Raw genomic sequence first — 20,126 nt, 5'->3', positions numbered from 1 at the left:
TCCGCCGCCGCATTCCGCATCAAGCGCCCACACTTATCGGCTGTTAGTTTTTAAAGATCGATCCGCCCAACCCGCAGCGCCTGAACCACAACCACCGGCACTGCTTCGTTTGCGTCGCTGCGTCTGCAGCAAAGAAACGAGATTATGGAGAGCCATCGACAACACGTCAAGCCCCTTCTGCGAATTTCTTTTGGGAGCAAAGACTGTCATCTGAATCGCATGCCGACAGCCTCCAAAAGAGTTCAACTCAGCCCAAACCAAAAAGAAGGTGAAAATAGTTAGTCATCCGATTCAATGAAATCCAGCCACCGACGAAACAAAGCAGTCCGGTCACAGCTCGATCAAAACACGGCTCCCCAAAATTAAAGTTTTACCCTTCCCCGCCGTCATTCAGATTATCCCGCCACTTAAATTAGCTGCCGACACTATGGACAATCCCGTCGACGCACACGTCGAGGAAACCCGGCCCGCCGCTCCATCAGCGGCGCTCGAGCCACAAATGGTGCCAGTAGGCACGCCGCTCCCATGGCCCATCGTCGACGCCGACGGCACGCTGCTCTTCGCCGGCGCCACGACGCTCGCGACGACCGACGAGCGCGCCTTCCTTTTCCAACACTTCCACCCCCAACGCGGCGACCTGCTCGGCATCGGCGCACCACAACCGTCTGCGCCCACCGTCCAGCCTGACCCGGCCGGTGAGCTGACGCTCAAGGACATGCACCTCGAAATCGGCGCATTGATCGGCATGCGTTCGCAACTCGGCAGCGGCGCGCCGATGCACCCTTGCCGCATCATCGGTTTCGCGCCGAATCATGCGCTGTTCGTTACGCCGCCGATGCAGCAGGGCCAACCGCTGCCGCTCACGCCCGGCGAGAACGTCGAGATCGTTGCGATCGCGAGTCAGGCCGTGTTCCGTTTCGTCTGCACGGTCGAAGCGGTCTGCCGCATGCCGTTCGACTATGTCGTGTTGTCGAAGCCTGGCGTGGTCCGCCGGCTCCGTGAGCGCAAATCGATCCGCGTCCATGCGCACCTGCCCGTGCGGTTCGGCATCGGCGAAAGTGGCGACACTTATGAAGGTCTCGGACTCGCGAAGGGCATCAGCGCGCTCGGCATGTCGTTGAGTGCGGCATGGACACTGGGCGAGATCGGCGAGCGGCTGCGCATCGCGTTCCGGCTGAAATCCGCCGAATACGATGCGCAGATCGACACGACGGCCGTGATCCGCAACATTCAGAAGGGCAAAACGCCCGGCGAGCCGTCCATGCATGGGCTCGAACTGGATCAGCTCGATACCGCTCAACAGATGGCGATGAAGGTGTTCGTGTTTGACCGTCAGGAGGATGTGCAGCACTGGTCCAACGGCCTGAAATAAGCGCTACGGCTTGGAAGCAACGCGCGTGTGTACGCAGCAGGCCGACCTCGCTGCCTACACATCGATCAGCCGATCAACTCTTCCGGCGTCAGGTGCCGCGCGCCCCACGCATCGGCGAGCACTTCGCAGCGGCCGAGCCGTATCGCGCCACGCTCGAAATCGACGAACACGACTTCATCGGCACCGCCCGGCCGAGCGGGCTCGTCGCGCGTGCGGCCGTCGGTCAGAATCCATAACCAGCGCTGCTGGGCCGGCCGTCGGCGCGCGCTGAGTTCGAGCAGTTGCGCGGCGCGGCGCACGCCCGACGCGAGCGGCGAGCCGCCGCCTCCGCCCACGGGCGCGAGCCATCGCTCGTTCCACCAGCGCGGCACCGCGGGGCCGAAACGTACGTCCGCGCCCGCACCGCCGAAGCAGATCAACGCAGCCTCGGCGCGCATCGCACTCGCATGATCGAACAAGGCAGTCAATAGACCCTTTGCGAGCGCGAGGCGCTGGCCCGCCAGCATCGACCCGGAGCAATCGAGCACGAAGCAATGCAGCACGCCGCCGCGCGGCATTTCGCGCACGAAGCGCAAATGCTCTCGACCCAGCGTGCGCTCGCGCATCGCGGCGAGTGTCGGCGGCCATGCAATGCGCCTGCCCGGTTCGCCGCGCGACGTGTCACGCGATCCCGCCCCCACGCCTTGCCGCCATCGAAAACCGCTGCGCGAGTCAGCGGCGGCGCCTTTCCGATGGCTCAGCGTTTTTTTGGGTCGAGCGGAATGACGCCCTTGACGGGCACAGCCGGGGCCGGCTCAGGAGGCAGGTAGCCCCAGTCGGTGTCGGCGGAAGATGAGGTGGATGCAGCCGCAGGGCCAGACGCATCGCCAGCGACGTCCCGTGGCCGCGCCTCGCTTTCCGACGGGCGCTGATTCGCATGCTGCGAATCACGCTGTCGCCGCCGATGAAGCAGCACTGCATCGGCAACGCGCTCCACATGGCCCACCGTCACAGCGTCCGCCTGTTCGAACGCGGCCAGCGCGCGCGCCGCGCGCAGCATCACGAGATCGGCGCGCAGGCCGTCGACGGCCGCGTCGATGCACAGCGCGCTCACGCGCGCATGAACGGTGTCATCGAACGACAGCAGCGGCAGCGCCGCGCGCGCCGAGTGAATTCGCCGCACGTATGAAGCCTGCTGCTCCGCATAGGCAGCACGAAACCCAGCGGCATCGAGATCGAACGCAAAGCGCGCTTTGACGATCGCCTGCCGCACCTGCGGCTCGAACGCGTTCTGCAACTCCACCATCAGACCGAAGCGGTCGATCAGTTGCGGCCGCAACTCGCCCTCTTCGGGATTCATCGTGCCGATCAGCACGAAGCTCGCGTCATGACTATGCGATACGCCATCGCGTTCGACGGTATTCACGCCGCTCGCCGCCGCATCGAGCAACGCATCGACGAGCGCATCGGGCAGCAGATTGACTTCGTCGACGTACAGCACACCCCGATGCGCCTTCGCGAGCAACCCCGGCGAGAAGCGCACCGAGCCGTCGCGCAACACGGTTTCGATATCGAGCGTGCCAATCAGCCGATCCTCGCTCGCGCCAAGCGGCAGATTCACGAGCTGTCCTTCCGGCAGCAGTTCGGCGAGCGCGCGTGCGGCGGTCGACTTCGCGGTGCCACGCGGTCCGCTGATCAATACGCCACCCAGGCCCGGATCGATCGCCGCGAGCACCAGCGCCTGCTGCAACGAGGCCTGGCCGATCAGCGCCGCAAACGGAAAAACCGGCCGCGCCGCCGCGCCCGATGCCGAGGCTGCGCTACCCAGGTCGTCCGTTCCTCGCATCGCTCCATTCATGTTTGTCTTCCTTCGATCTGCTGTTCGCTCGCGAGCAGATGCGTTTCCACCTGCGCGCGATAGTCGCCCGGCTGCTGCCACAGACCACGCTGCATCGCTTCGAGCAAACGCTCGCAGATCGAATGCAGCGCATGGGGGTTGTGCCGTTGCATGAACTCGCGGGTATCGGCGTCGTTCAGATAAGCATCGGCGACCAGCGCATATTGATGATCCGCGATCACGCGCGCGGTCGCGTCGTAGCCATACAGGTAGTCCACGGTCGCGGCGATCTCGGCCGCGCCCTTGTAGCCGTGGCGCTTCACGCCGTCGAGCCATTTCGGATTGACCACGCGCGAGCGGATCACGCGCGCGATCTCCTCATGCAGCGTGCGCACGCGCGGCGCGGCCGGATTGCTGTGGTCGGCGTGATAGACGCGCGGCTGCTGACCCGCCAGATGCCGCACCGCCGCCACCATACCGCCCTGAAACTGGTAGTAGTCGTTCGAATCGAGCACATCGTGCTCGCGGTTGTCCTGGTTCTGCAGCACGACATCCATCGCCGCGAGGCGCGCGCCAAACGCCTGATGCGCCTCCTCGCCCGCGCTCTTCTGCGCGTACGCATAGCCGCCCCATGCCTGATACGCGTTCGCGAGATCGGCGTCGGTCTGCCATTGACGCGAGTCGATCATCTGCTGCAGACCCACACCGTACGCGCCGGGCCGCGCGCTGAACACGCGCCAGCCGGCGCGCTTGCGCGCCTCGACCGGGTCCATGCCCCGCGCGATCAACGCATCGCGTTCGCGCTGCACGCGTGCGCGAATCGGATTCAGCTCCGCGGGCTCGTCGAGTTCGGCAACGGCTTGCACGGCCGCATCGAACAGATGCATCACGTTCGCGAACGCATCGCGAAAGAAGCCGGATACGCGCAACGTGACGTCGATCCGCGGCCGGTCGAACGCCTCGATCGGCATAATCTCGAAGTCCGTCACGCGATGGCTGCCCGGCGCCCATTTCGGCCGCACGCCGAGCAGCGCGAGCGCCTGCGCGATATCGTCGCCGCCGGTGCGCATCGTCGCGGTGCCCCAGACCGACAGGCCGATCGCGCGCGGATAGTCGCCGTGCTCCTGCAGATGCCGCTCGATCAGTTGCTGCGCCGATTTCAGGCCGAGTGCCCACGCGGCTTGCGTCGGCACCGCGCGCGTGTCGACCGAATAGAAGTTGCGGCCGGTGGGCAGCACGTCGGGCCGCCCGCGCGACGGCGAGCCGCTCGGCCCCGGCGGCACGAAACGTCCTTCGAGGCCGCGCTTCAGTTGCGTCATTTCCTGCGGGCCGCAGGCGTCGAGGCGCGGCAGTACGTCGTCGCGCAGGCGTGCGATCACCTGGGCCGTTTGCGGCAGACCTTGGTCGGCTACGGGGACGGCTTGCGAACGATCCGCGTCGTCGCAATCGACACCGCAGACGCCGCGCAACAACTCGCCAGCGAGCAATTCCAAGCGCTCGCGCGTATCGCCGTAATGTCGCCACGGTGCGTCGCTGAACCGCAGCAATAGGTCGGGACGCGGGCCGTCCCATACGGCGGCCCAATCCACGCTCAACGGATCGAACAGATGGTCGATGCGCAGATCGCGCGCCAGCGCGTCGACGAGACCCGCGTTGCCGCCCTGTCCATCGCCGATCGGAAAGCGCCCGAGCGCGAGCAGCGTATCGCGCCGCTGCACGCCGCGCGGCGACTGCCCGAACGTATGCAGGCCATCGCGAATCTGCGCTTCCTTCAACTCGCACAGCCACGCGTCGACGCGCGTGAGCAGCGCATCTTCATCGTCCTGTCCGCTCGGCGCCGCGAGACTCAGCTCTTCGTGCAGCCGATGCTCGACGATCGTCGTCAGAATCGTGCGACGCAGCAGCTTCGCGCGACGCGAATCGACCATCAACGCTTCGTAGTATTCGTCGACCTGGCGCTCCAGATCCTGCAGCGGCCCATAGTTCTCGGCACGGGTAAGCGGCGGCATCAGATGATCGACGATCACCGCCTGCGCGCGCCGCTTCGCCTGGCTGCCCTCGCCCGGATCGTTGACGATGAACGGATACAGATGCGGCATCGGCCCGAGAATCAGATCGGGCCAGCACACGTCGCTCAACGCCACGCTCTTGCCAGGCAGCCATTCCAGGTTGCCGTGCTTGCCGACGTGCACGACCGCGTCGATACCGAACTGATGGCGCAGCCAGAAATAGAACGCGAGGTAGGCGTGCGGCGGGACGAGCTCCGCATCGTGATAGCTCGCGTAGTCGCCTTGCTCGCGCGAACGCGCAGGCTGAATGCCGACGAACACCTGCCCGCAGCGCCAGCCAGCGATCATGAAGCGGCCGCGCCGCAGCGTCGGGTCCTGCTCGGGCTTGCCCCAGCGCGCATTCAACGCATCGCGCACGCTCGCCGGCAACGCGTCGAAATGTGCGCGGTAGTCGTCGAGTGCGAGGCTTTGCAGGGCTGGACGCAGATCGCGGACCACGGGATCGTTGGTCACGCCTTCGGTCAGCCGGTTCAACAACGCGTCGCCGTCGTCGGGCAAGTCGCCGACACGATAGCCCTCAGCGCGCAGCATCGACAGAATGCCGACCACCGACGCCGGCGTATCGAGCCCCACGCCATTGCCGATGCGCCCTTCGCTCATCGGATAGTTGGCGAGAATCAACGCGATTTTCTTGTCGGCGTTATCGGGCGAACGCAGACGGCACCAGCGCCGGCTCAGCTCGGCGAGAAAGCTCACCCGTTCGAGGTCGGGCTGATAGCGGACCACGTCGACCTGCGTATGCGTACAGCGATATGCGAGCCCCTTGAAACTGATCGCGCGCGTGATGATGCGCCCGTCCACTTCGGGCAGCGCGATATGCATCGCGATGTCGCGCGAGTTGAGACCGTGGTTGTCCTTCAGCCAGTCTTCGCGATTGCCGCCGCTCAGGATCACCTGGAACACCGGCGCGTCGCCGGCGAGCGCGAGCGGCTCGGGGTCGTCGATCGCGGACGCGGCGAACGCGGTCGTGTTCAGCACCAGCGCGACGCCATGTTGCGCACACAGCGACTGCACGACATCCCGGCTCATCGCATCCTTCAACGACGTGATCGCGAGCGGCAGCGGATTGAGCCCTTGCGCTTCGAGCGCGTTGATCAGCGCATCGAACACCGCGGTATTGGCGGCCTGCAGATGCGCCTTGTAGAACAGGATCGCGACGACCGGCGCGTCTTGCCGCCAACGCGCCTGCCAGTCGGCGACGGTGGGCGTATCGCGCTCGGGGTGATACAGCGACGCCGCCGGCAACGCGCGCGGCGGCTCGGGTTCGCGCCCCCAGCCGAGCGCGCGATGCGCGATGCAGCGCAAAAACGCCTCGGCATTCTGCGGACCGCCCTCGCGCAGATAGCGCCACAACTTCTGGCATAACTCCGGGCTCGCGGTGCTGCGCGCGAGCAGGTTCGGGTCTTCCTGCAGGTCGCCGGAAAACATCGCGAGCGTTTGTTGTTTGCGCTGCGCGAGCGCGACGACCTGCTCGATGCCGTACGGCCAGTACGCTTCGCCGCCGAGATGATCGACGACGACCACGCGCGCGTGCTGCAACACGTCATCGAGATAGAAATCGACCGAGGCCGGCTGACGCAGATAGGTGACGTTCGCGAGCCGCACGCTCGGGAAGCCGTCGCCGAGACGCGGCACCACGCTCGCGAGCAGCGACAGCGTGGTGTCGGCGGAACTGAGCACGACGATCTCGGCGGGCTGCTGATCGATGCGGATCACGCCCTGGGTATCGTCGACGAAGCCGCCCGGCGTGGTGCGCAGCAGATGCATGCTGGCGCGCCCGTTATGCCGTCGCGTTCGACGTCGCGCCGAGCGCCGCGTCGAACGACTGCTGCAGCGCGTGCTGGTCGAGGTCTTCGCCGATCAGCACGAAGCGGCTCAACGCGCCTTCGCCGTTTTCGCCCGCCTGCCAGCGCCGGTCGAAGTAGCTGTCGAAGCGCCGGCCCACGCCCTGGATCACGAGGCGCATCGCCGCGCCCTGCAATGCGGCGAACCCTTTGACACGGTAAATCGTGTGGTTTTCGACGAGCGTCTGCAAGGCGGCGAGCGCCGCGTCGCGCGACGGCACGGATGCCTGCACGACGACCGAATCGATTTCGTCGTGGTGATGGTCGGGGTCGTCGGCGGAACCGTGATGGTCGTGACGCAGGTGGATCGTCTCTTCCGACGCCGCTTCGAGCCCCAGCAGCGTATGCAGGTCGAGCCGCCCTTGCTGCGCGCGCACGATCTTCACCTGCGGCGGAATCTCCGCGCGGATCGCGGCTTCCACCTCGTGCTGCCGCGCGTCGTCGATCAGATCGGTCTTGTTCAGGATCACCAGATCCGCCGCCGACAACTGGTCTTCGAACAGCTCATGCAGCGGCGACTCGTGATCGAGATTCGGATCGGCCTTGCGCTGCGCATCGACGGCGACCGGGTTGTCGGCGAACTGGCCGCTTGCGGCGGCCGGCCCGTCCACCACCGTTACCACCGCGTCGACAGTGAAGCCGTTGCGGATTTGCGGCCAGTTGAATGCCTGCACCAGCGGCTTCGGCAATGCGAGCCCCGAGGTTTCGATCAGCACATGATCGAGTTCGTCGCGCCGTTCAGCGAGCTTTTCCATCACCGGGAAGAACTCTTCCTGCACGGTGCAGCACAGACAACCGTTCGCGAGTTCATATAGTTGCCCCTCAGTCTCGACACCGTTTTCATCGCATCCGATGCCGCAGCCCTTGAGGATTTCCCCGTCGATGCCGAGTTCGCCGAACTCATTGACGATCACCGCGATGCGCTTGCCGCCCGCATGCTGAAGAATGTGCCGCAACAGCGTGGTTTTGCCGCTGCCGAGAAAGCCCGTGACGATCGTGACGGGAATCTTGCGCAATTGAGTTTGCATCGTGAGGTCCATCCCTTGGCGTTGCATCGGTCTGCCGGGAAGTCCGCGCGTCGGTCCGCATCGGCTGGCGAATGAAGCGAATGAAGCATGCGCATCAGTGCCAGCGATCACCAAACACGGGGACGAACGACGGCATTGCCGCGACAACGGAAATACAGAAAGCGGAAGTGAGGTCATGAACGCGCCGCCGCATCCCCGCGGCGATCGTTCTGCTTCTTTGGGCCGGTATCCGGGCTGACGAAAGCGCCGCTTCCCCTTCCCGGACGAGTGGTTTCTCGTCCAGTGGTGATATGTCGACGCGACCTTGCGCGAGGACATCGAAGCCGGCACCGCGGTACCCGGCTATCAAGCCGGAACCGCTTTTCGCTTACCGTTGCGGGGACAGCACAGGTTAGCCGCGCCAGAGCAGAAGGCTCCCTGTTTCCCGTTTAACTGCATGCGCACGAACGCGCACGCGAGCACCCAAAGTGCGTGCGAGTGTAGGCCCGCGGCCTTGCGCAGTCAAGGAACGCACGGTGCCGGAAAGCGCCGCGGAGGCTTATCCGGCAAGGCGCCATGTGCTATCGTATGCGCGCGTTTGGTGCCCGCACATGCGCTCGCATGTGCAGTTAAACGGGAAACAGGCAGCGCGTCGCGCGTTCAACCTGTGCTGTCCCCGCAACGGTAAGCGACCTGCGGCGCGCGATTCGATCGACCTTCGATCCCGCCGCGCCGCGCATGCGTTTTTTGATGCCACTGTCCCCGCGAATCCGCACACAGGGACGGGAAGGCGAAGCGCGTGAGGCCGCCAGCCCGGATACCGGCCAGACGCGGAGGCGGCGCCGCATGCATCCGTGCATCAGGTTGCGCCGCCGGCCGCCGGAATCCGCGGGGAACGGATGTGAAGGCGTAGCAGCGCGGCATCGCGCGTGTCGCGGCGTTCTATCTGAAGAATCCGCCGCGAACCGCATGACTGGCCGAGCCCGGATTCGCTGTACCGCATGGCCTCTATATTCACCTCCGCGCGCACCTTCGCACGCCGCTTCTCTCCTCCCATCTCCGCATGGCATCCGCCATGCACGCCGCGATGACGCGCGCCTGGCTGATCGGCGCCGGTCCCGGCGACGTCGAACTGATGACGCTGAAGGCCACCCGTGCGCTCGCGCAGGCCGACGTCGTGCTGGTCGACGATCTGGTCAATCCCGAGGTGCTGCAGTTCGCCCGCGCCGACGCGCAAGTCGTCTACGTCGGCAAACGCGGCGGCCATCCGTCGACGCCGCAGGCCGACATCGTCACGCAAATGCTCCGGCATCTGCGCGCGGGCCGCAGCGTTGCGCGGCTCAAGGGCGGCGATCCGTTCGTGTTCGGCCGCGGCGGCGAAGAGTTGCAGGCGCTGCAGGCGGCGGGTATCGATGCAGATGTGATCAATGGCATTACGGCCGGCATCGCCGCGCCCGCAACCCTCGGCATTGCGGTCACGCATCGCGATTACGCGCAGGGCGTCGTGTTCGTCACCGGCCACGGGGCCGGCAGCGGCGAGCCGGACTGGGCCGCGCTCGCCGCGACGCGCATGACGCTCGTGATCTATATGGGCATGCGACGGCTCGGCGAAATCGCCGGCGCGTTGCTCGCGGCCGGCATGTCCGCCGATACGCCCTGCGCGGCGATCGAATCGGCGACGCGGCCCGAGCAGCGTCACGTGCTCGCGCCGCTTCGCGAGTTCGCCGGGGCGGTCGCGCGCGCGGGGCTCGGCTCGCCGGCGATCGTCGTGATCGGCGGCGTGGCCTCGCTCGCGCTGGCGCGTGAAGCGGCCGAACGTGACGGCCGCGTTCATCACGAACCGGTCGCGAGCGCGACACCACATGCACGCGCACACGCACACTCGATAAAAACGCTGAGCGTCGGCATCGGTTGCCGCTCGCACAGCGAAGCCGCGGACATCGAAGCCGCCGTGCGCACAGCGCTCGGATCGAATGGCTTCGAGCAGATCCGCAGCATCGCGACTATCGACACCAAAGCCGACGAAGCGGGCCTGCTCGAATTCTGCTCGCGCCACCAACTGCCGCTACGACTGTTCAGCCGCGAGCAAATCGCCTCGGCGCCGGTCGCGTCGCCGTCGGCGGGCGTTCGCGCGCATCTGGGCGTCGACGGTGTGTGCGAGCCCTGCGCGCTGCTGGCGGCGGCAGCGTCGGACTCCGCGAGATCCGCGCAAAATGCGCGTCTCGTCGTACCCAAAACCGTCCACGCCGGCATCACGGTGGCGATCGCAGCGCCGAACAACGCCACCCTCGGCGACCTGCCCCCATCCTCTCAAGACCAGGACTCTCGATGAAAACCGATCCCGAATCGCATCAACGCATGACCGAACGCCGCCGCGAAGGCCACGAAAAGAAGCAGGCCGGCGCGACCGTCGAAAAAGGCCTGCTGATCGTCAACACCGGCACCGGTAAGGGCAAGAGCACGGCCGCGTTCGGCATGGCCGTGCGCGTGCTCGGCCACGGCATGCGGCTGGGTGTCGTGCAGTTCATCAAGGGCGCGCTGCATACGTCGGAGCGCGACTTCCTCGGCGCGATCGCGCAATGCGATTTCGTCACGATGGGCGACGGCTACACCTGGAACACGCAGAATCGCGAGGCCGACATGGCAACCGCGCGCAAGGGCTGGAACGAAGCGCGGCGGATGATCGAAAGCGGCGACTACCAGATGGTGATCCTCGACGAGCTGAACACCGTGCTGAAGTACGAATACCTGCCGCTCGACGAAGTGCTCGCCGTGATCAACGCGCGCGCGCCGATGCTGCACGTCGTCGTGACCGGACGTCACGCGCCCGACGCGCTGATCGAAGCCGCCGACCTCGTCACCGAAATGCGCGCGATCAAGCATCCGTATCGCGAGCAGGGTGTGAAGGCGCAGCGCGGCGTGGAGTTCTGAGCGATGTCGGCGTCCCCCAACGGGACTTGCTCCACACCGTGCCCCGCGCTGTTCATCAGCGCGCCCGCGTCTGGACAAGGCAAGACCACGATCACCGCCGGTCTCGCGCGCTATCATCGGCGGCTCGGACGGCGCGTGCGCGTGTTCAAGACCGGGCCGGATTTTCTCGACCCGATGATCCTTGCGCGCGCGAGCGGCGCGCCGGTGCTGTCGCTCGATCTGTGGATGGTCGGCGAAAGCGCCTGCCGCAACCTGCTCGCGCGGGCGGCGCAAGAAGCCGATCTGATCCTGATCGAAGGCGTGATGGGTCTGTTCGACGGCACACCGAGCAGCGCCGATCTCGCGACCACGTTCGGCGTGCCCGTGCTCGCGGTGATTTCCGCGCAGGCGATGGCGCAGACCTTCGGCGCGCTCGCGTTCGGCCTCGCGCGCTTCAAACCGCAACTGCCGTTTCACGGCGTGCTCGCGAATCGCGTCGGCTCGGCGCGGCACGCGCAGATGCTGCAGGAAGCGCTGCCGCCCGAGTTGCGCTGGTGCGGCCACATCGCCGCGAGCGACGAGATCACGCTGCCCGACCGGCACCTCGGCCTGCATCAGGCCGATGAAATCGGCGATCTCGAAGCGCGCCTCGAACGCGCGGCGGATACGCTCGCGTCGACCGCGCTCGCCGAACTGCCGCCGCCGGTCGATTTCGGCACGCCGTCGCCCGAGGTGCTGCCGCGTCTGCTCGACGGCAAGCGCATCGCGATCGCGCGCGACGCCGCGTTCTCGTTCATCTATCCGGCTAACGTCGCGCTGCTCGAAGCGCTCGGCGCGCGGCTCAGCTATTTCTCGCCGCTCGCCGACGAAGCGTTGCCCGCCGACACGCACGCACTCTATCTGCCGGGCGGCTATCCCGAGCTGCATATGGCGACGCTCGCGGGCAACGTGAACAGCGCCGCGTCGATCCGCGCGCACGTCGAGGCGGACAAACCGGTGGTCGCCGAATGCGGCGGCATGCTCTATCTGCTCGACACGCTGACCGACGCCCAAGGCACGAGCACGCCGATGCTCGGCCTGCTGCCCGGTCACGCGACGATGCAAACGCGCTTCACGTCGCTCGGCATGCAGCAGATCGACGGCCTCCACGGCACGCTGACCGGCCACACGTTCCACTACTCGAAGCTCGCGACGTCGCTCACGCCGCAACGCTTCGCCACGCGCGCGCGCAGCGACGCACCCGGCGAAGCGGTGTTCCGCGTGGGCCCGATTGTGGCAACCTATATGCACGCTTATTGGCCCTCCAACCCGGCTTTCACGGCCGCCCTCTTTCATGGCGAAGCCTTTTGACGACTCCGAGCGCGACGCGGTCTATCGCGCGATTTACGAACGCCGCGACATGCGCCACTTCGTGCCCGATCCGGTCGACCCCGCGGTGCTGCGGCGTCTGCTCGACGCGGCGCATCACGCACCGAGCGTCGGCTACATGCAGCCCTGGCGCATCGTGCGCATCACCGATGCGGCGCTGCGCACGGGCTTGCGCGACATCGTCGAGCGCGAACGTCTCGCCACCGCCGACGCGCTCGGCAAGCGCCGCGAAGAGTTCATGAAGCTGAAGGTGGAAGGCATGCGCGACTGCGCGGAGCTGCTGGTGATCGCGTTGATGGATGGGCGCGAGCGACACGTGTTCGGACGTCGCACGCTACCGGAGATGGACCTCGCGTCGGTCGCGTGCGCAATCCAGAACATGTGGCTCGCGGCGCGCGCCGAAGGACTCGGGCTGGGCTGGGTGTCGCTGTTCGATGTCGACGCGGTGCATCAGCTACTGGCGATGCCGGCAGGCGCACGGCCGGTCGCGATTCTGTGTCTCGGCCACGTCGATGTGTTCTACAGCGAGCCGATGCTCGAAACGGAGCGCTGGGCGAGCCGTCTGCCGCTCGCCGATTGCGTGTTCGAGAATCGCTGGCCGCGGGACGAGGCGGCGCAGGAGTAACGCGTGTGGACGGCCTCGGCGACCCGAGGCTACGTCATGGCACCGCAGCGCTTTCAACTGGCGGAGCGAGCATCAGACGACACGGAGCAGTTCGAAATTCGTGGTAAAGACGCGAGACTGCGCCGCATTCCGCGGTGGTCAGCATGGCATAATATATGCTCGAAATTTTGATATTGCGCTAAGGGGCCGCAGCGGGCGTGATTCCTGACACCCGGCGATATTGCGCTACAACATGACAATCTCCACAGAAGAAAAGAGCGTGCCGTTTTCTCAGGCGGGGCAACCAATCCGTACGCTCGTTACCGGTGCGAGCGGTTTCACTGGCCGTTATCTGGTCGAAAAATTGCGTGCTCGTGGCCACACCGTAATCGAGACAATGGGCGCCGGCGACCAGCCGGAGACGCCGACGCGCCTGCGGCTAGACATCACGTCGCCGGATGCGTGCCGGAGCGCGATCGATCGCGTACGACCCGATTACATCGTGCATCTGGCCGCGATCAGCTTCGTCGGACATGACGATCCTCTAGATTTTTATCGCGTAAATGTGATCGGCACGCTGAATCTGCTGGAAGCCTGCGCGCAGATTGGCCATACGCCGCGCAAGCTGCTGATTGCGAGCAGCGCGAACGTCTACGGCAACGTGACCAGCGATGCGATCGACGAAACCTTCGCCACCCGCCCGGTCAATCACTACGCGGCAAGCAAGGCGGCGATGGAAACGATGGTGCGCACCTGGTTCGACCAGTTGCCGATCGTGATCGTGCGGCCCTTCAACTACACTGGCCGCGGACAGACCTCGAACTTTCTCGTACCAAAGATCGTCGAGCATTTCGCGCGCCGTGAGTCGTCCATCGAACTGGGCAATATCGACGTGGCGCGCGATTTTTCCGACGTGCGTTACGTGGCGAGCGTGTACGAAGCGCTACTCGATTCGCAGGCTGCGGGGGAGACCGTCAACGTCTGCACGGGCACGCCTTATACCCTGCGCGACATCCTGTCGTCGGCGAGCGACCTGACGGGCCATGAACTGGAAATCCGCGTGAACCCGGCTTTCGTCCGGCGAACGGAGGTGAAGATGCTCGCCGGATCGCCGGTCAAGCTGCGCTCGCTGGTGCCGACCGTCGAATCCATTCCGTTCATCGACACCTTGCGCTGGATGCTGAGGGCTGGCGATCCAAAAACCGTGAATGCGATTAGCTAGTCGCCTCATGATCCGGATGAGCCGGCACAGGAATAACTGATGTAGACAGCCGCCGTGGCACCGCCCCTACAACCCCGGCTACGTCTCAACGCTGCAGCGGCTTCATCGACTCGACGTTCGGCGCACCGCTCGCCTTGTCGATACTGAGCTTCACGCGCCAGTCGGCCGGCGCGTCGAACGGCAGCTTCGCGAGCGCGGCTTTCACGAGCAGCGGCAGCGCACGCAGCGGGTCCGCGTGGCGATCCAAGAACACCGCGCTGACCTTGTAGCGCTCCGTGCCGCTCGCGTAGTCGAAAAAGCGCAGCGTCAGCGCATGCTGATACTCGCGCCCGAACAGCAGCGCGGCTGGACCGTCGCTGCCCGCGCCGCAATCGGGAGGCGCGCATTCCTCACCGCCGATGCCGATCGACGCCGGCCGCGTGCTATACGCGATCGACAGCAGATAGTGCGCGGGCTTCCCCGCCGTATCGACGAACCCATCTTTCGACAGCTCGTCGCGCAGCAGCTTTTCGGCTTGTGGATGGTCGGCGCTATCGTCCTGCGGCTGCGTGCGCGCGAGCGAATAGGTCTGCTCGCCTTGCATCGCAACGGCGTGGTCGGCACCGTTACCGGAGACGGCGTGTACATCGGCGCCAAGGCCGGTGCAAGCGCTGAGGCTCGCCGCGGCCAACGCCGCGCAGAGATGAGCGATCTTTGTCATTTCTTGTTTTCTCTCCAGTACATCGAATACGTCGAAGGCGCCTCACGCGCGCGGTGAGCTCAATTGGTCGAGTGGCGCGTCGTCGAGCGCGGGCAGCCAGATCGTAAAGGCCGTCCCCTCGCCGGGCGCGCTGACCACCTCGACGCTGCCCCCGTGGCGCGTGACGACGGTTTTGATGAACGCCATGCCGAGCCCCGCACCGCCCACTTCCGGCCGCTCCGCCTCGTGAAAACGGCGAAAGCGCTCGAACAGCCCCGCTTGCTGCTCCTTCGGAATGCCATAGCCCTGGTCGCGGATCGTGCACGACACGCGCGGCGCCGCGCTGCCCGCGCGCTTTGCCGCAGGCTGGCTCGCGAAGCTGCACACGATGCGCGTGTCGGGCGGACTGTACTTGACCGCGTTGTTCAGAATGTTGACGAGCGCGCGTGTCATCAGTGAGCGGTCGGCGCAGATCCACGGATCGTCGTCGGTGTCGGCCCCGGTTTCCGTATGCAGCGTGATGCGCTTCGCGTGCGCCTGCGGCCAGACCTCGTCGCTCGCATCGATCACCAGCTCGGTCAGGCTCAGCGGCTCGAGCACATAGGCCTGCGATTCGGCGCGCGCCAGTTGCACGAAGTCGTCGGCGAGCGTGAGCGCGCGTTGCGCGTAGCGTTCGATCCGCTCGAGCAGGCTGCGCGCCAGCGCCGGCTCGGTCCGCGCGCGCTCGATCTCGACCAGCGCAATGATCGACGCCTGCGGCGAGCGCATGTCGTGCGACAGCAGCCGCAGCGCGTCTTCGCGCTGACGCTCGGCCGCATGCAGCGCCGACACGTCGACGAGACCGGCGATCCAGCCGGTCGTCTCACCCTGCGCGTTAGTGCAGGTCGCATAGCGCAGCAGATGGTCGCGCTCGTTCGCGTCGCGCACCTCGACGCCCTGCGCCATCAGCGCCGCGAACTCGCCGCGCGTCGGATCGAGCAATGCCGGCCAGTGCGCGTGCGCGGACAGATTGCGCTCGTTGTCCGAGGCCGCGCCGGCGTCGATCGTCTTGACGAGCGTGAGGCCGCCGAGCACGCTACGCATCGGCTGGCCCTCGGGCATCGACGCGCCGAGCCGCGCGAAATGTGCTTTCGCCGCGTGATTTGCGATCAGCACGACGCCGCCCACGTCGCTGACGAGAATCGGCTCCGGCACGCTGTCGAGGCTGTCCCACACGAAGCGCTTCATGTCCTGCACCCGTTGCGCGGCCTGAGCCATCAGCGCCATGTGCTGTTCCAGCACGTCGCCGCCGAACTCGCGGCGGCGCTTCGGCGTTTCGGGCAGCAGATGCGGCTCGTCGGCGAGACGTTGCAGCTCGCCTCGCAGATACGCCATCGTCATTTCGAGGCGCCGCCAGTTCCAGATCGGATAGACGATCACGACGCCGAGAATCGCCGGCACCGGCGAGATCCACAGCCGGCCGCCGTAGAGCAGCAGCGCGCTGCCGGCCGCGGCGAGCACTATCAGCGCGCCGGTCAGCAATAGCGAGCGGCGCGGCGACAGCACGAGAAAGCCGGCAAGCAGCGCGGCCAGCGGCCCGAGAGCCGCCGCGAACACGACCCACAGCGCGACCGGCTGGATCTCGCGGCCGGTCAGCAGCGTGTCGAGCACGTTCGCGTGGATGTAGGCGCCGGGCAGCGGACCGAGCTCGCCCGATACCGGCGTCGCGAAGCGGTCGTACAGGCCCGACGCCGTCACGCCGATCACCACGATGCGCCCGCGCAGCTGATCGGTCGGCACCTTGCCGGCGAGCACGTCGGCGAAACTGAGCTTCGCGCAGTTCGCGGCGTTCGGGCCGAACGGAATCAGGAAGCGGTCTTCGCCGCCGTCGTCGCTGCCGCGCGCAGGCTCGTTCGAGCGGCGCGGCGGCAGCCCGCCGCGCAGATGCAGCTTGCCGCGTTCGACCGCGTCGGCGACGAGCACCGTCAGCTGCGGCCAGCGCGCTCGCTCGTCGCCCTGGAAGCGGGCGACGCTGCGCACGATGCCGTCGCTGTCCACCTCGAAATTGATGTGACCGAGCCCAGCCGCGGCCTGCGCGAGCGGCGCGACGGGTTCGTCGACGGTGCGCTCACCGCTCGCGTCGGGCGGGGCCAGCAGCACGGGCAGATAGGTCGGGCTCAGCGCGATTGCATGGCCGAGCTGGGCGTCGTCGACGTTGGGCTCGGTGAACAGCACGTCGTAGATCACCGCGGCGGGTTTGGCCGCGGCGATCTGCTCGAGCAGCCGCGCGTGCACGCTGCGCGACCACGGCCAGCGGCCGAGCTGGTCGATGCTGGCGTTGTCGATCTCGACGACGACGATGTCGGACAGCAGCGGCTGCCCGCGCAGCTTCAGAAACTGGTCGTACACCAGCAGATCGACGGAGGCGCCGATGTGCCCGAACGACGTCAGCAGGATCACCACGAGGCCGAGGCAGCCGACGCTGACCCACTCGATCAGAAAGCGCCGGTCGGCGCGCCGGCCGAAACGGGCGCGCGGATCGAGGCTCAGTCGCGTAGAAGTGGCGTGCAAAGGGCGATGGGGTCGGGAACTGGAGCACGGATCGGCCAGCAGGCCGGCCCCGTGAATCTAACAGCGTCAGCGCGCCAGCGTAAAGGAGCGGACCGGACTGCTCTTTTCGTAGAAGCGGCCGTTGTCGAACTGCTCGGCGACGATCGTCCAGTAATAGACGCCCGGCGGCAGATCGGTGATCACGAGTTCGCCGCCGGGCAGATCGGTGCGATCGATCACGGGTTGGCTCAGATCGGCCGTCTTCGCGAGCACGAAGCGGAAACGCGTCGGCACGTCGCTGTGGCTGACGAACCAGCGGAATTCGTAGTCGCGGCTATTCGCACGCTGCGCGGCCGACGCGTCCAGCCCTAACTGGCGGCGCTCGAACGCGTACACGTTCGGCAGGCCGTCGAGGCCGTTGCTATCGGTCGACGCGACCCGCACGAAGTACGTGCCGTCCGGCAGGTCGCCGAAGTCGGCGTGCGGCGCGCTCACGCGCAGGTCGCGCACCAGGTCGAGCTGATCGGCGTCGTGCGAAATCTGCAGCCGATAGCCGACCGCATGCTCGGCGGGGTTGACGTCGAACGCGACGGTTTTACCGTCCTGCACGTGTGCAGGCTTCGCGAGCGCGGGTGCAGGCAACAGCTGGACCGGACTGCCGATCGCGCCGCCCGAGTGCGTGACGTTGCCGAAGCTTGCCTTGACCAGTTGCTCTGACGCCTGCAATGGTCTGCCCGGCGCCGGCGCGGCGCTCTGGCCATGCCGCGTGGCCGGATCGACGCCGACCGCGCCATCGAGCACGGCCACCGCGGTGGTCTGCGTGCCGCCGTCGTAGTCGACGCGAAAACGCGTGCCGCGCACCCCGGCGACCACTGAAGGCGAACGGATCTGGAAGCGATCGTCGCGTTTCGTCGCATGCGTGACCTGGCTCTCCACCTCGCCGGCGTGCAGGTCGAAGATGCGATCGGCCGCGCCGGTCAGCGTGACGTGCCGCAGCTTCTCGATATTGAGTTCGCCGTTCTGCGCGACCGTCAGGTACGAGCCGTCGGGCAGTTCGAGCGTCACGAAACCGTTCGCGCCGGTACGCAAGCGGTCGCCTTCGGCAAGCGTTGCACCGGTTTTCAACGGCAGGTAAGGGCTCGAGTCGAACGCGTGCTCGACCGGACCGCTGGTTGCGACCACCCGCGCCGTGTCGCGATCCTGGCGCAGCCTTGGGGACGGCAGACGCAGCACGATGCCGGCCGGCATGCGGCGCGGCGCGGGCACGTGATTGAGGCTGCTCAACAGCGCCCAGTCGGTCGGGTCGGCCATGTAGCGGGCGGCGATCTCGTACAGCGTGTCGCCTTCGTGCGTCGTGTACGAAGCGTAGACCGGCGACGCCTTCGCACCGGACTTGCCGCGCGCAGGCTGCGCGTGCGCGAGCGCGCTCCAGCCGGACGCGCCCGTTGCAATCAGACAGGCCGCGGCAAGCCACGCGGCCGCGCGACGGCCGGGCATGGAGGCACTGCCGCACACTGCCCGATCCATGCAGGCCGTCACGCCTCCCCCGCTTCTTCAGTGGGTTCGTCGTCGGCGGCCGGGGGCGTGTCGACTTCGATCCGTTCGAGGCGGTAACCATAGCCGTAGATCGGCGTGAGACGATAACCCTGCTCCGGGCGCAGACCGAGCTTGCTGCGCAACATCGACACGTGGGTGTCCATCGTGCGGGACGGGATGTCGGTGGCCTGTTTCCAGATCACGTCGAGAATGTGTGCGCGCGACAGCGGCCGGCTCATATGCTGGAACAGCAGCAGCGCGAGTTCGAACTCTTTCTGTGTGACGGAGACCGGCGTGCCTCGCACGACGACGTGCTTGGCGCTCAGGTCGAACTCGAAGTCGCCGAACACTTCCCTGGTCGCCGGCGGCTTCAGGTAATAGGCGCGGCGCAGCAGCGAGCCGACCCGCGCGAGCAACACCGCCCCTGACACGGGTTTGACCAGGTAGTCGTCCGCACCGATATTCAGAATCGAAGTGATGTCGGTTTCCCGACCGCGGCTCGTGATGAACAGCACCGGCAAGCGCTCGGACAGGCTTTCGCGCACCCAGCGCAGCACCTCTTCGCCCGACATGTCGGGAACGTTCCAGTCGAGCACCAGCAGGTCGAACGTCTGGCGACGCAACTGGCGCACGAGTTCGCGCCCTGCGCCAAACGCGTGACAGACATGTCCTGCGGCGGACAGCGTTTGACACACAAGATCGGCCTGAGCCGAATCATCATCGAGGACAGCAATTCTCATAAAACCCCACAACGCAACAGCGCCTTCGTGGCTGACGGCCGGTAAATCGGCTGACGACCGGGATGACGGCACAGCACCGCCGATCCGGCTTCCCAAAAAACTCCGGCTGCTACTTCCTGATTAATGGCCCCTCGCCGTACCCCCGCCATGACGCTGCTTTCGTGAAGCCGAAATCAGCGCATATATCTAATTTCCATAGCGATTATGCAGGGCAGATCATGATAATCGAAAACCCTCATTTGTCTCGCTTGCCGTGTACCGACAATCCGTCGCGAAAAACCCTAATTGAAAACAGTTGACGCGTTTTTTACGTTCCTCCGCTCGGCCAGCACCGGGCGGCGCGCGCGAGGAAGTCACATTGCAGGATCGCAGAGCCTTGATGGCGCGGACTTTGGTCACACGTCCGCTTATCGGCCTTAAGATTCCTTCA

Annotated in this window: 14 protein-coding genes, 1 pseudogene and 2 riboswitches; of the genes and pseudogenes, 7 read left to right on the top strand and 8 right to left on the bottom strand. The window is 66.2% G+C overall.

The genetic code is table 11. From position 1 onward, the window contains the following. Positions 1-427 precede the first annotated feature (427 nt). Positions 428-1,372, top strand: coding sequence for a flagellar brake protein (locus EVC45_RS37175; protein ID WP_129963107.1), 945 nt, complete (start codon positions 428-430; stop codon positions 1,370-1,372). Positions 1,373-1,437: 65 nt separating this feature from the next. Here the strand turns inward: EVC45_RS37175 and EVC45_RS37170 are convergent, their stop codons facing one another. From EVC45_RS37170 to cobW, 4 genes are read right to left on the bottom strand one after another with little or no spacing between them, the layout of a single operon-like run. Next, entirely contained in the window at positions 1,438-2,052 is a 615-nt protein-coding gene (locus EVC45_RS37170) for a VWA domain-containing protein (protein WP_211193535.1), read from the bottom strand. 56 nt (positions 2,053-2,108) lie between these two features. After that, positions 2,109-3,209: an ATP-binding protein gene (locus EVC45_RS37165; protein ID WP_129963106.1), complete on the bottom strand. Its 1,101-nt coding sequence runs from the start codon at positions 3,207-3,209 to the stop codon at positions 2,109-2,111. Next, positions 3,206-7,024, bottom strand: a complete 3,819-nt coding sequence (gene cobN, locus EVC45_RS37160; protein WP_129963105.1) for a cobaltochelatase subunit CobN — start codon at positions 7,022-7,024, stop codon at positions 3,206-3,208. The genes EVC45_RS37165 and cobN overlap by 4 nt, the downstream gene beginning before the upstream one ends. Positions 7,025-7,037: 13 nt before the next feature. Further along, positions 7,038-8,129, bottom strand: coding sequence for a cobalamin biosynthesis protein CobW (cobW, locus tag EVC45_RS37155; RefSeq protein WP_306770838.1), 1,092 nt, complete (start codon positions 8,127-8,129; stop codon positions 7,038-7,040). 202 nt (positions 8,130-8,331) lie between these two features. After that, positions 8,332-8,610, bottom strand: a riboswitch (cobalamin riboswitch). Between the two features lie 80 nt (positions 8,611-8,690). Then, a riboswitch (cobalamin riboswitch) is annotated at positions 8,691-8,952 on the top strand. A gap of 243 nt (positions 8,953-9,195) precedes the next feature. Between cobW and cobA the strand changes: the two are divergent. From cobA to EVC45_RS37130, 6 genes and pseudogenes are all read left to right on the top strand, one after another. After that, a pseudogene (gene cobA, locus EVC45_RS47775) lies at positions 9,196-9,921 on the top strand (uroporphyrinogen-III C-methyltransferase); the annotation flags it as partial. Continuing rightward, complete coding sequence (locus tag EVC45_RS47770; RefSeq protein ID WP_306770840.1) at positions 9,904-10,440, top strand: cobalamin biosynthesis protein; 537 nt, start codon at positions 9,904-9,906, stop codon at positions 10,438-10,440. The pseudogene cobA and the gene EVC45_RS47770, both read left to right, overlap by 18 nt. After that, on the top strand, positions 10,437-11,039 hold the full coding sequence (gene cobO / locus EVC45_RS37145) for a cob(I)yrinic acid a,c-diamide adenosyltransferase (protein WP_090805916.1): 603 nt from the start codon (positions 10,437-10,439) through the stop codon (positions 11,037-11,039). Before EVC45_RS47770 ends, cobO begins: the two co-directional genes overlap by 4 nt. Positions 11,040-11,042: 3 nt before the next feature. Beyond that, positions 11,043-12,368 (top strand): cobyrinate a,c-diamide synthase, encoded by a 1,326-nt coding sequence (locus EVC45_RS37140; RefSeq protein WP_129963104.1) that lies wholly within the window; start codon positions 11,043-11,045, stop codon positions 12,366-12,368. Continuing rightward, complete coding sequence (gene bluB, locus EVC45_RS37135) at positions 12,352-13,011, top strand: 5,6-dimethylbenzimidazole synthase (protein WP_129963103.1); 660 nt, start codon at positions 12,352-12,354, stop codon at positions 13,009-13,011. The genes EVC45_RS37140 and bluB overlap by 17 nt, the downstream gene beginning before the upstream one ends. A gap of 232 nt (positions 13,012-13,243) precedes the next feature. Continuing rightward, positions 13,244-14,212 carry a GDP-mannose 4,6-dehydratase gene (locus EVC45_RS37130; RefSeq protein WP_129963102.1) on the top strand — a complete coding sequence of 323 codons (969 nt, stop codon included), beginning with the start codon at positions 13,244-13,246 and terminating at the stop codon, positions 14,210-14,212. Between the two features lie 85 nt (positions 14,213-14,297). On the opposite strand, the gene EVC45_RS37125 is transcribed toward EVC45_RS37130, so the two are convergent. From EVC45_RS37125 to EVC45_RS37110, 4 genes are all read right to left on the bottom strand, one after another. Further along, complete coding sequence (locus EVC45_RS37125; RefSeq protein ID WP_129963101.1) at positions 14,298-14,912, bottom strand: DUF4136 domain-containing protein; 615 nt, start codon at positions 14,910-14,912, stop codon at positions 14,298-14,300. Between the two features lie 42 nt (positions 14,913-14,954). After that, entirely contained in the window at positions 14,955-17,441 is a 2,487-nt protein-coding gene (locus EVC45_RS37120) for a CHASE2 domain-containing protein (protein WP_129963100.1), read from the bottom strand. Positions 17,442-17,507: 66 nt separating this feature from the next. Continuing rightward, positions 17,508-18,917 carry a FecR domain-containing protein gene (locus tag EVC45_RS37115; RefSeq protein ID WP_129963099.1) on the bottom strand — a complete coding sequence of 470 codons (1,410 nt, stop codon included), beginning with the start codon at positions 18,915-18,917 and terminating at the stop codon, positions 17,508-17,510. A gap of 38 nt (positions 18,918-18,955) precedes the next feature. Further along, a complete protein-coding gene (locus tag EVC45_RS37110; RefSeq protein ID WP_129963098.1) occupies positions 18,956-19,696 on the bottom strand; it encodes a response regulator transcription factor in 741 nt (246 codons plus the stop codon). Positions 19,697-20,126: the final 430 nt, after the last annotated feature.

Source organism: Paraburkholderia sp. UYCP14C (assembly GCF_004197395.1).
Classification (GTDB): Bacteria; Pseudomonadota; Gammaproteobacteria; order Burkholderiales; family Burkholderiaceae; genus Paraburkholderia.
The sequence above is the reverse complement of the archived record's forward strand: the minus strand, read 5'-3'. Positions and strand labels throughout refer to the sequence as shown.